This is a genomic window from candidate division KSB1 bacterium, from assembly GCA_034506395.1.
Classification (GTDB): domain Bacteria; phylum Zhuqueibacterota; class Zhuqueibacteria; order Thermofontimicrobiales; family Thermofontimicrobiaceae; genus Thermofontimicrobium.
The window spans coordinates 1-13,261 of the sequence record JAPDPQ010000008.1 but is presented as its reverse complement, the minus strand read 5'-3'; the positions used below and the strand labels follow the sequence as shown (position 1 = coordinate 13,261).

Here is a 13,261-nt window from a genome sequence, read left to right as displayed (position 1 = left end):
GCCTGCTGAGGCAGCAGGAATCTTTAACAGAACAAAGGTGAGAACAGGGCCATGCTATCCATTATCGTCATTATTGTGCTGAGCTATCTTGCCGGCTCGATACCGACCAGCATCATTATGTCGAAACTAACTCGCGGTATTGATATCCGGAATTATGGGAGTGGGAATGCTGGGGCGACCAATGCCATCCGAGTTTTGGGCTGGAAAGTGGGAATCGTCGTCATCCTTGTGGATGTTGGAAAAGGCGTGCTGGCGACGCTTTTAATCTCGAAGTTGCGAATCGATCCAATTCCGTTCAGTCATAATTTGATACAAATCATTGCTGGGATTTCAGCCGTTCTGGGACATATCTGGACGATTTTTGCTGGGTTCAAAGGGGGAAAGGGAGTGGGGACTGCTGCGGGCATGTTGTTTTCGCTTTACCCTATCGCCGGACTGGTTTGTTTGTTGATCTTTGCAGTGGTATTGCTGAGCGGCCGTTACGTGTCCGTGGCTTCCATGACTGCAGCCATCTCTCTACCCTTTGTGATTATCATTCTCAATAAATTTTTCAACACGCAGATCTCCAATGAGCTATTCTATTTTGCCATCTTTATGGCACTGCTGATCGTTTTCACGCATCGGAGCAACATAAAACGGCTCATGGAAGGCCGTGAGAACCGCATTAAGAAGATTAGTTTTCGGGGAGCGAAGGATTGATCGTGAGAACCGAATCACAACAGCAAGTCAATGCCAATTGTGCTCTTTAGCCAATTGATTCACTTGGATCGGAGACTTCATAAGAAAAAAGCTGTCTGAGCTCATTCAGGAAAATAATATTCTGACTTGGTACCTGGCTGGGTGCTCAGTCGATGCGATAAGGTGCATTCCAATAAAAACGGGTCATGCCTTCGGGCGTTCCGAACCACACGTAATCGCCTTCTAACAAAATGCAATTCACCTGATTGCTCAATAAGCCATCTGCCGTAGTAAAACGAATCCAGCGCTTATTGGCCTTATCGAATTTCAACGCCCCATTATTAGTGGCGAACCAGGCGGAGGCGGTATCCACGGCAATATAATTGACCGAGGTGGCGTCCAAGAAACGGCGCTCCGGCGCCCCCCCCCAAGTTTTTGCTTTCATATCGAACATCTCAATTCCGTCCGCCAATCCAAACCACACTTCTTTATCTTCGAAGCAACCGATCGCCAGTACTGGATCGTTCATCGGGCCATTGGGATCATTCTCAAAACCACCGCTGTCGCTTGCGGCATCGTAAATATAAACGCCATATTCTGTCCCCAGCCAAACGAGGTTTTGCATCAGCTCGATCGCATAAATTTTTTTCCAAAGCAGATCCCGGCGAGCAAGTTGCTGGATGCGGAACTTTTTCGTTTTCAAAGAATCTTTGATGATTCGCGAAAGACCATTGGCCGTTCCAATCCATACGTTCTTTTCATCCACTTCCACATCAAACACATAATTATCACCGAGGCCAGCGCTCACATCAAAGCTACGCCACTCATTGGACTTGGGAGTAAAACAAGCCACGCCATGTTGAGTACCAAACCAAATGCACGAATCATCAATTGCGATCGAGGTCACCTGATCGCTGTAGAGCCGATTGTTATATCGGGCTTGATAATTGCTCCATCGATTCAAACGCCGATTCCAAAACGTAATACCGCTCTCTTCATTGTAAATCCCGATACCACCAGCCCAGATATTTCCCTCGCTATCCATCTCCAGGGCATTGACATTTTTTATGAATAACCCATAGGGGAGCAACTCTAAGATCTGAATCCGATAGTCAGCTTTGCCGGCGCCTGCCCCCCAAGAACCAATCCACATCACGCCCCATCGGCCGTTCAGAAAACTGGTCACTGGATAATTGTTCAACCGATAATCACGAATGTAGCCAGATGGATCGAAAAAATAGCCATCTTGCATCATGAAGTTGGGCAGGTTTTTGAGATTATTCCCTCGGACGCCATACCATACGATCTGTTGCATTGGCACATCGATCGGCGTCACTCGGATGAAATAACCCTGTTGGTTCTGACTTTCCAGAAACAGGCCACGTTTCGACTCCAACCAAATGAACCGATCATCGAACCCAATGGAAATGATTTCATCATCAGCAGCCAGGCCTAATTCATCATTGAAGAAATTTTCCCAGCGCCGAAAATTGCTCCGATAGACACTCACCCCCTGGGGTGTAGCACACCATAAATAATCGGTATTGAAATCATACGCCACAACGCGTACGAAATTATCAGCCAGACCGTCACTGGTCGTCCATGGTGACTCCCACCGATTGGCATAAAAATCATAGCGCAATACACCACCAGTGGTGCCAAAGTAGACGTATTCGCGGCCTTCTGCCAGCGAGTTCACATAGCGATTCCATGAATAACTGGTCCAATCTCCTGGCTCATATTTGGTGTTGGTCCCTCGGATTCGCCCATCTGATCGCTGCTGTTGGGCTGTGGCTGAAATGATCAAAACGAATAGCATGAGTTGCCCAATGAATATTTGCTTTTTCGACATAGAATTATCCCGACTGATTCTCTGGAAAGAAATTCAACAAATGAGCCCTTGGTTGTTTCATTTTAGACCAAACTCAGGGCGAAGCTGCAATTGTTCCTCACTGCTTTTTATGAACGCATGATCGACAAAATGGGTCTCGGACAAGAACCTCTGCGAACACTCAAAACCTTCGCAATGATGATGCTGGCGGATTCAGGAATCCGCCTCTGCTTAAAGTGAGAAGTTTCTCATTTCATGGTCATCTCGATCGTGCTACCTATTTTTTATTGCCATAGAGTCTCCTGCAAAATGATGACTCTACGAACGCGGAGGTGATACACCTCAAAACGGAGCAATCTGTTGGAGTTGAATGGATACCAGTTAAGAGATGCCTACACCAGCAGTCATGACATCAGTAAAGTCATTCTATTTTGCAGAGCGCTCTATTATCCAATCATAGTCCTAGAACGGAACAATGGGAATAATTTGCCCTCTTCGAACCTCATTCGAAATTGCCTTGTTTTTTGAAAACCCACCGAGCTCATTTGATGCCCAGCTTTTTCAATTTGCGGATCAGATTGGGCCGATCTGTATGGAGCCGTCGTGCCATCAGCGACACATTTCCCTGCGCAGCAATGAACTCTCGCTGCAACAATTGACGTTCGTACCAAGCCAATTGATCGCGAAGCGACCTTTGATCCTTTCCAGTCCCATCGAAACTTGGCAGAGCGGCGAATTGGCGCGCAAAATCTTCGGGGAGAAACCGAAGAACGTCCTCCAGCCCAATTTCTTCGCGATCACTCATGATCAACAAGCGCTCAATGAAATTTTTAAGTTCTCGAACATTGCCGCGCCATTGATAATGCATCAAAGGCTGGAGTGCTGCTTCGCTCACTTGGATCGGCCGTTTTCCGTTTTTCATGCAATACAGGTTAATAAAATGCCGTACCAGGATTGGAATATCCTCGCGTCGTTCGCGCAGCGCTGGAACACGGATCGGAATCACATTGAGCCGAAAGAACAGATCTTCTCGGAAACTCCCTTGCTGCATCTGCTGCTGCAAATCTTTATTGGTCGCAGAGATGATGCGCACATCGAATCGGACGGGTTGAGTTCCGCCCACACGAACGAACTCGTTCTCCTGCAATACCCGAAGCAATTTCGCCTGAGATTCTGGTGAAAGGTCCCCTACTTCGTCCAGCAGGAGAGTCCCCCCATCCGCTTCTTCGATCAGCCCATTCTTCCTCTTGCTGGCGCCAGTAAATGCGCCCTTCTCATAGCCAAACAACTCGCTCTCAATCAATTCTTTGGGGATCGCTGCACAATTTACTTTGATGAATGGCTTGTGATGGCGATGGCTCTTCTGATGAATTGCCCGCGCCACCAATTCTTTGCCGCTGCCATTTTCTCCATAGATCAAAATTCGGCTCTCGGTCGGCGCCGCCCGATCGATCTCCTGACGCAGGCGCTGCATCGCTGGCGAATTTCCCACCATCTCATAATCGAAATCCACCAACTTTCTCAGCGTCGCCATCTCGTTTAACAGGCTTTGCTGGCGCTCGACATTTTTTACTTCCAGCAACAGCTTGTCTGGATGAAGCGGTTTCTCTAAAAAATTATCCGCGCCTAATTTGGTGGCCTTAACAGCGATCTCCAATTCGCCATGCCCGCTGATCATGATTACTCTCTGATCTGGCCGCAACCTTTTGAGCTGCTCTAATACTTGAAGCCCATCCATCCGCGGCAATCGAACGTCCAGAAAAATCAAATCAAAATGTTCCTCCGTGGCGATTTGCAGACCAGACTCACCATCCCCGCAAGCTTGCGTTTGATGACCCATCTCACCCAAAAAATCGGATAATGATTCAGCGATCTTGGGATCATCATCAATGATAAGGATTCTTAGTGACATGCTACGACTCAATTTTGCGATGGTGAAACCGACTCCAAACCCACTGGAACTACCATACCCTGGGCAACCAATCGTTCCAGTTTATTTCTCATTGCCGGAGAAAAACGGATACTTAATTCGACATACCCATCAAGATATTCGGTGCTCAGCACATGAGCCCATTGATAGATCGAGGCAAGCAATTTTTGTTGAAATGAATCTATACGAATACGCGCTGTAACGCTGCTTGCAGTGGCATGACGGATGATCGCATCCCTCAATTCGTCCACAAATAAACCGCGCTGAGCTGAAATCAAAAAACAGCCCTCAAATTCCTGCTTCAGTTCGCGCAGCAGCGATTTATCCTGAACGAGATCAATTTTATTGAACACAGTCAGCACAGGCCGATCGTCGAGTTCCAATTCTTGCAAAACCGATTGGATCACATGCATCTGGTCGCGAAAATGGGGGTGGCTGCAATCGACCAAATGGATCAGCAGGTCAGCCTCGCGGCTTTCCTCCAGCGTGCTTTTGAACGAAGCGACCAATTGATGCGGCAATTTGCGCACAAAACCTACTGTATCAATTAGGAGAATCTTTTGATCTCCGGTATGTTCCATGAGCCGAACCGTAGCATCGAGCGTAGCGAACAATCGGTTTTCGACAAACACGTTCGCCCCCGTCAGCGCGTTCATCAAAGTACTCTTGCCCACGTTCGTGTACCCCATGAGAGCCACATTGAATAGGTCGCTGCGCCTCTGGCGACGCTGATCGCGCTGTCTTTCAATTTGCTCCAGCTCTTTTGTCAGGTGCGCAATACGCTTGCGAATCGCCCGACGATCAACCTCAAGTTGGGTTTCGCCAGGCCCTCGTAATCCAATTCCAACTCCACCAGCTTGTCGCGATAAATGCGTCCAGCGCCGCGTTAACCGCGGCAGCAAATATTGCAATTGGGCTAATTCGACCTGAGTTTTAGCCTCACGCGTCCTTGCCCGACGGGCAAAAATATCCAGAATCAGCGCACTGCGATCGATCACTTTGGTATTGCATTCCCGCTCTAAATTCCGCGTCTGAGCAGGAGAGAGATCATCATCGAAAATTACCACATCCACATTCAACTCAGTCACTCGTCGCGCCAGATATTCAACCTTGCCGCGACCAATATAAAAGGCTGGCTCGATAACACTTTTCTCTTGGATGATCCGCTCCATCACCTCTGCCCCAGCAGTATCGGCCAACAGCGCTAACTCGTCCAGATACTCTTCCACCACCTCCCTGTCCTGCCCCTGCCGAACTACCCCGATCAAAATGGCTTGCTCTTTATTCTGTCGCTCCAATTGTGTTTGACGTTGCCTCCGAGATAAAAAATTATTAGAATGCTACATGTGGAACAATTACGAATATGGATCTTTTGTGAATATAGCAATCATTTTTTTGTATAGGAACAGTTCAACGGATGCATATTCATCAATTCGCGAACTACTTAAAACGATACGATAAGCCTATCGGGAAAAATTCTGTTGATTACCCTCCCCAAGCATTATCGCTGGGAATGCTCATCTTTTTGCCTCAATTACGATAAATGGTTCGCTGGCACTTTTCCCAGACCGCGATAGCAACATCTCGATCATCAGCATCAACAGCGAGGCTGCTACAAAATAGCGCCACAACTCCTGTCCATACCGACTGGTTTGAACTGCAGTAACAATTCCTTTATTGTTTGGGACCAGAAAAAATGCGGATTCACCAAGAATTCGATTTAATTCTTCTTGATCCACCATTGAAAGGTCAGATTCCATAGGTTCGGGATTCACTGGCCATCTTGCCAACAGCCGATCTTCGCCATAAAGAGAATAAATTCCAGGTTGATCGGTTTCATTGAAATTGATTTTAAAAGTTCCCCCTCCGATTTGAGGAATTACTTGCACAGCTTTGCCATCAGGCAGCTCAATCCGCAAGTTGTTGACATTCGTTACTCCGCTGACCTCTGCGCTCAAAGGCTGATCGACGAGGGAGGAAGGATTAGCCGCGCGGGCATTGCCCGATAAATACATCACAGCCCGGTTCATTAGCGGCACAAATAGGCCCTTTAGATAAAGATCAGACCAATTAGGATCCAAAGCCGAGGCGAACACCATCACCCTCCCAGCTCCGAAATTTGATTCCACTACGAACGGAGCACCGTTGCTAAATTCGATGATAGGCTCGTGACCGTTAGCAAGCTTCAATATTGTAGCAAAATAAAACTTCGGCGACTCCACCTGCTGAGGCGTTTGCTCGAACACTCCAGAAAAAATTGGATGATCGAAATCAATTCTCCCAATCGTCAAGAATGATGTCTGGTCTCCCATTGTTCCAAAGGTCTCAGAAAATGCAGGCAACATGAGTTTCTGATTCAAATTGCCATTGTAGTTTCGCAAATCGACCTCATTGCCTAAAAACACCATTAAACCAGCGCCAGCTTGGACATGCTCAGCCAGTGCGTTCAGAAATCTACCATCGACACGAGAGAGATTCACCAGCGCGATCACTTGATAGTTTTTCAGCGTGCCGAATTCAATTTTGTCTGGAGTAAGAAAATCGACTTTTAGCGGTGTAGCCCGATTCAACTCTGGATTCAACGCCAATTGCAAAAACCTGGCGTCCCTGCTCTGTTGACAAATCACCAAAACCGAAATCTGATCGGGTACGGGAAGCGTGAAATAGCGCCGGTTATCGCCAAACAAATTATCATCCTCCAACAAAACAGAACCACCAATCAACCCAGATCGCTGTGGTACGACCCGCAATCTCGCAGCCTGGGATTGACCAGGCTCAAGGCTAATGCTGGCTTGGCCAGACCGTTTTTCGTCCAAAAATACCTGGATCAACCGATCTCGTTCTGTTCGATTCCCAGTATTTTTCACCCTCACCTCAAGTTCAACAGAGTTTCCAACCTCGATAATTTGGTTTATGACCTTCACATCAGTGATTACAAGATTACTAAATGATGTTGACCTGATGGGAATAAGAAACAGCTTGATACCCTGATCTTGAAACATGCTCAGTTTCGGTGGATCGCTCTCCCGGAATGCCGTTTTTTGAAAGTCAGAAATAATATAAATCTCTTTGTTGATATTGCGACTTTGTTGCAAAATGGTTTTAGCCTTTTGCAACGCCGCAACGAGATCGGTGCTGCTATGGCTTACTTTTGCCCGTTGAATAATTTTGGCTACCGTTTTGAAATCGTATTTGGCTCCCTCATAGATTTCTGGGCTGCCTGGGGTCGCAAATATACCATAAATCTCATCGCCAGGTTTAAAAAGCTGTGCCAATTCGGCAACACGCTGCTGGGCAAGATCGAACAATTGCTGCCCATTGCTTTCGGCACTCATGCTAAGACTATTATCGATGATCAACACCGCACTGGTCTGCGCCGAGGAATGCACATCCGATCCCAAGCGCCCCTTCAGCGTCGGACGAGCGAACGCGAATGCCAAAAACAATAGCGCCAAGGTCCTCAGAAGCAACAACAAGATTTGCTTAATTTTTAACCGGCGAATTTGCTGCGTTTTAAGTTCCTTGAGAAACCTAAGGGTGCTAAAAGCGACCACTCGGGCTCGCTGCCGGGTAATCAAATGGATAATGATGGGGATCGCGCCAGCGATCAAACCAATCAATAATGTCGGATTTAAAAAGGTCATGCGTTTGATTCAATCTTTTTTTCAATTATACCTAATGTCGGTTAGTTTTGTTTCTATGCTTCTTGATCCTCAATGAAGGATAACAAAAATTATTTAACAGAAATGATACTCTAAAAAATATTCATTGCAGTTATCTAGTATACTGCCATTTAATGCACCTTGTAATATTCTATTTTATGCTAAACCTAAAGATCAAAAAATGACATTCGATTTTATTTCTATTGCTGGATAGCACATATCCAAAGCTAAAAATTGTTTTCGATCGTGTTACAAGTTGCAATGGAAGGCCTCAAATAATAAATCTTTACTCTTATAAAACGGGACATCATCGGTAAATGAGCGGCGAATCCTATTTTTCTGTCGTTGGAGTTTATTTCGTTTTTTTAGTTGCGAGCAAAATTTTCTCGTGAGTTCAAGTAATAAGTGTAACTGTTAGGGGGAATGAACATCCAACTCAATTAATGCTACGCATTAATTGAGTTGCGAGCCGAAACAAAACCGAACTAACTGGAGCAGGGGATGAGCTATAAACAGTTGACCTTTGAACAACGAGTTGACATTAAAGCCTATCTTCAAATTGGTCTAGCACTTTATTAAATTGCTCAACACATCGGAGTTCATAAGAGTACTATTTCTCGGGAACTCAGACGCAAAACTGGGCTAAGAGGCTTTCGCCCTAAGCAGGCCCAGCATCTAGCGGCCGCACGTCGTTTCATGGCAGCCAAAGCCATTCACTTTACTGACGCCGTCAAAAAACGTGTGGAGTTTTATCTCTGCCAAGATTGGAGTCCCGAGCAAATCTCGGGGTATTTGAAATTGCGAGAAAACATTCATATCAGTCACGAGACCATCTATCGGCATATTTGGGCTGATCAACGAACAAGAGGCACGGTGTACCGTCATTTGCGCTGGTCGCTCAAAAAGAAACGCAAATGCTGCGGGAACCGAGACCGACGCGGACAAATCCCCAATCGGATCAGCAATGAGCAACGTCCCCCTGTGCTGGATCAAAAGCTTCGACTGGGCGATTGGGAACTGGGTACCATCATCGGTGTCAATCATCATGGTGCCCTGGTATTCGCTGTCGAGCGCAAATCACAATTCATTTGCCTCAAACTGGTGACACATAAAACCGCCGAGTTAGTGACTGCCGCCATTATCGATAAGCTGGCCAGTTTCAAGCATTAGGTGCATACTTTAACCGTCGATAATATGGGAAGGAATTTGCTTTGTCCCAACAGTTAGCCGCCGAATTGGACGCGTCGGTGTACTTCGCTCACCCTTAACGTTCCTGGGAACGGGGACTGAACGAAAATATCAATGGCCTCATTCGACAATATTTTCCAAAGAACTATGATCTTCGGTTGATTACCGAACAAGATATCCTGTCCGTTAAAAATCGCCTAAATAATCGACCGAGAAAATCATTAAATTTCATAACATCAAATGAAATTATTTTAATTCATCGGTTGCACTTGGAACTTGAATGCACCAAAAAAATAAAGCAATGATTAACCTTTTTTTGGAGGAGATTACATTTGGTATAAAATTCCAATATTTTTCAATGCCCCTCATACCCCTTCAATCCCCCTTTCGGAACAATCAATTTAAAATTCTCTGGAACAATAGTAACTTTTTTTCCTTCAACAAAAATATATTCATTCCCACCTTCTGAATTAACGGAAATCCCAGCCAATTCAAAAGTCTCCTTTATTCTCCCATAAAAATATCGCCACTCCTCATCAGAGAATTCTTTCAAAACGCCATGCACATACTGCGCTTCCACCAGGCGATTTTCGGGATCGAAGAAGACGAAATTGCCACGGGAGGCGCCGCCGAGCATTTTGGTGCCGAGATAGGGTCGTTCGTTCAGGCGCAGGTTGCCTTTGTGGTCGAAATGGAGTCCGCCGAAGAAAAAGTTGCCGCCCATGAGCGATTCGCCTGCGTATTTGGTGGCGGAGCCGAGGATCATGACTTCCAAATCCTGGGTGCGGGAGTCGTTGACGGAGTTGGTCCAGCAGCGATCAACGATGTCGCCCATAATGAACACTTTGCCGCCTTTTGAGGCGTAACCGCACACTTTGCCCGCATTGCCGAACACATAAAGTTTACCATGGTGCATTGCCATGGCGCAGAAGTTCTGGGCGTTGCCGTGCAGGCGGATGGTTCCGCCCTGCATGAAGGCGCCAAAATACTCCCCGACGGAGCCGTAAACATCCAGCTCCACATCATCTGTGTCGCCGTTACCCATGGCAGCGGTGGAGATCAGGCGCTGTCCCCTGGTGCGATAGAGGATGAATTTTCGCCAGCCCAGGCGGTGCGCTTTGGCAAAGAATGCAGTCAAAGAAAATGCTGGATCCGTGCCTTCGGGTAAAAATCCAGAAGCTTCGATAACCAGCTTTTGTTCATGTTGTGGCTGGCGATCAAATTGGGCCGCTCCCTGCTGATCGATCCATGTGTAATTTTCGAATCGTTCGGTTCTGGCGCTATCCAACAATTGGTTCACATAAAATTGGGCGATGTCGATCAACGAGCCCTGGGCTTTGTCCCCTGGATTCAGGGTGCGGAGATAATCTTTCAGCCAGGTTAAAATTTTCAAATGTTCGGCGAATTCAGCATCGTTGGTTGTACTCTTAACCATGTTCTGCAGCAGCCAGCGAAAGTCATTGAAACTGATGTCCTTCAAATGATCTCTGAAAAATTCAGGGTAGCTCGATTGCCAATCTTGATATTGAGAGGCATCGGAAGGCTCGACCAACTGCTGACGGCGCAAGCTGTAATGCTCGCCAGGATCATCCACCTCGATCTTTCTGCCGTAGCGGTCGATGAATTCATAATCCTGAATCTGCTGCCCGTGCTCAAAACGATAGCGGCTGATCATGCCACTGCTGACGAAGGTTTTATCCGCCACCGAGCCATCGATGATGCCTTCTTTGTCCAGCAGCTCTAAAATCCGATGCACCGCATGTTCTTCCGAGGCGATGATGCTGAAAACTCTGTTTCCGTTGCCATTTTTATCCATCCAAAAAGCACTGACATTGGGTCGCAGGTCGGCTGGGTCTTTGAGGTCGACTCGCTCGGTGGTGCGGGTGTACGGATTATGGCGTAGGCACAGATATTGATAAGGTCCATCAGGGGAGCTGGCAAATTCTACCCGCTGCACCTGCTCCAATTGGGCTCGAATGGCTGGCTCAACCAATTGCAGATCATCGCCAGTGGTGGGCGAAAAGCTTTCGAACAATGCCCAGTCGGGATATTCCCAGGCATCGGCGGTGAGGTGAAATTTGAGCGAAGCGACCTCGGTATCGGTTGTCGCCAGCGGCGAAAGATTGAACTGCTCCACCCGCTGTTTCAATGCTTCGTAATTGGTGGTCTCGCCGTTGTGCGTCAATGCCGTGTGCAATTTGGCAAAGGGATGGGCGTTCATCTGCTCGACGACGGAGCCAGTGGCTAATCGAACGTGAATGATATTGTTGGGTGCATCTGGCGTCTGCCAGGGAATTTCTCTGCCCGCTGTTTTCCAGACGGCGAAGTTTTTGCCACACGACATGACGGCAGCGATTTTATGCAAACGATTATCGTATCGATGCTTGTGATGTTCATAGGGATGGGCCTGGATGAACTCCCACAACAGGGTCAAATATTCAACCGAGATTTCATCTTCACCATTCAAAAGAAATTCTTTGCTGAATTTTCCATTTCGCCCCGATAGAAACTCGTCCCATTCATTCGGCAGGATCGAGCAAACATATAAAATTCGTGTGAAATTGAGTGAATGATGAAACACGAACATATCCTCTGCCTTTTGCAGGAAGGCTTGATTAACCCTGTAATTATCCAGCGTGACTTCTGGAAAAAGATGTTCTAAAAATCGAGGTCTACCAAGTCTCAGTAGATCATTTTCAATATAGTTGAATAACACATCTTTTTTCACTCTCACAAAAAATCTGAAAATATCCCCAGGATCACTGTTCGCATCGCCGAAATTGCGATAGTCGAGTTCTTCTGATTCTTGTACATTTTCGGTTGCTGTCGAAGATGCTGTCATTCCGACCGCAGGGAGGAATCTGTCTTTTTCAAATTGTGATTCCGTGGAGGAGGATGGAATAAAAAGATTTCTCGCTTCGCTCGAAATGACTGGTGAGCCAACTGTCAGTCTTGATGCATTAGATTTATATCGCTCACGACATTTATTGGGATCGATTTCGCCAGCATAGTCAAAATAAGGATCGAGAAAAACGGTTTTGATTTTGGTGATCAAATCAATTCGCTGGGCAAGAACCAGGCTTCGGGCTTTACGCTGCAATTCATCCTGGGTAAAATTTTTCCCCTCGGATTGCCATTGTTCCGCCAATTTTTTCTCGACATCGATTTGCAGCGTTCCTTTCACCATGATGCGATAGGCATAGTCATCAGGGTGATCGGGAAAACAGAGCGTCTTTGCCATGCCCACTCCGTCCATGCCCCGATTGCGCATGGCAGTCAGCGCCTGGTCGAGAATATAGCCAGGAATGGGAACAGTGCCATTGATGGCTGCCACACCGCAATTGGATTGGGCAGTCGCTCGTGCCGCCATCCTCTCCTCAAAAAGTTGTTCATCCTTTTCGATCTCTTTGATCACCTCTTTGCGAATGCGGTAGCGATGATCGACCCGCTCCTTTAATCCCATCCAGTGGATGACATCGAACCTGCCCCGCAGCTCCCGAATATCTTTGAATCCCAGCGCCGCCAGGGCCCTGGTCACCTGCATCTGGATCATGGTAAAGGCATTGATCATCTGCGCCGTATTCAACTCCACATCCCGCAGCTTCTGCAGGATCAAATTGCTGGTGGCAATGCCCCGTGAGCAGCCATCGTGGCAATTGCGATTGCGGTCGCAGCCAATGGCAACCAGCGGAGCGGTGCCCCAGATCACGCCGTCAGCGCCCAGCGCCACAGCTTTGATCACATCTTCGTACGTCCGAATGCCGCCCGAAACCATGAATTTGACATAGTTGCGCAGCCCATCTTTCACCAGGCGATTGTGGATCAGGGGAATGGCGTATTCGATGTGCATGCCCATCTGGCCTTTGATGATATTGGGCGAAGCGCCTGTCCCGCCTCGAGGCCCATCGAGCCAGATTTCGATCTTCATGCCATACTTTCTGGCGTATTCAGCCATCTCTGCTGAAAAATTTT

Annotated in this window: 7 protein-coding genes; 2 read left to right on the top strand and 5 right to left on the bottom strand. The window is 47.2% G+C overall.

The features are described from left to right. Window positions 1-51 precede the first annotated feature (51 nt). On the top strand, window positions 52-699 hold the full coding sequence (gene plsY, locus ONB37_07010) for a glycerol-3-phosphate 1-O-acyltransferase PlsY (protein ID MDZ7399892.1): 648 nt from the start codon (window positions 52-54) through the stop codon (window positions 697-699). A 145-nt stretch (window positions 700-844) separates the two neighbouring features. Here plsY and ONB37_07005 read toward each other — a convergent pair whose 3' ends face one another. From ONB37_07005 to ONB37_06990, 4 genes are all read right to left on the bottom strand, one after another. Then, the gene (locus tag ONB37_07005; GenBank protein MDZ7399891.1) at window positions 845-2,530 is read right to left on the bottom strand and encodes a hypothetical protein; all 1,686 of its coding nucleotides are present in this window, start codon (window positions 2,528-2,530) and stop codon (window positions 845-847) included. A gap of 520 nt (window positions 2,531-3,050) precedes the next feature. Next, a complete protein-coding gene (locus ONB37_07000) occupies window positions 3,051-4,421 on the bottom strand; it encodes a sigma-54 dependent transcriptional regulator (GenBank protein MDZ7399890.1) in 1,371 nt (456 codons plus the stop codon). A gap of 8 nt (window positions 4,422-4,429) precedes the next feature. Beyond that, on the bottom strand, window positions 4,430-5,737 hold the full coding sequence (gene hflX, locus ONB37_06995; protein MDZ7399889.1) for a GTPase HflX: 1,308 nt from the start codon (window positions 5,735-5,737) through the stop codon (window positions 4,430-4,432). Window positions 5,738-5,956: 219 nt separating this feature from the next. Next, complete coding sequence (locus ONB37_06990; GenBank protein MDZ7399888.1) at window positions 5,957-8,083, bottom strand: BatA and WFA domain-containing protein; 2,127 nt, start codon at window positions 8,081-8,083, stop codon at window positions 5,957-5,959. 630 nt (window positions 8,084-8,713) lie between these two features. Between ONB37_06990 and ONB37_06985 the strand changes: the two genes are divergently transcribed. Beyond that, complete coding sequence (locus tag ONB37_06985) at window positions 8,714-9,271, top strand: IS30 family transposase (GenBank protein ID MDZ7399887.1); 558 nt, start codon at window positions 8,714-8,716, stop codon at window positions 9,269-9,271. Between the two features lie 373 nt (window positions 9,272-9,644). Here the strand turns inward: ONB37_06985 and ONB37_06980 are convergent. Next, on the bottom strand, window positions 9,645-13,261 hold a 3,617-nt coding region (locus ONB37_06980), incomplete at its 5' end, for a glutamate synthase-related protein (GenBank protein MDZ7399886.1).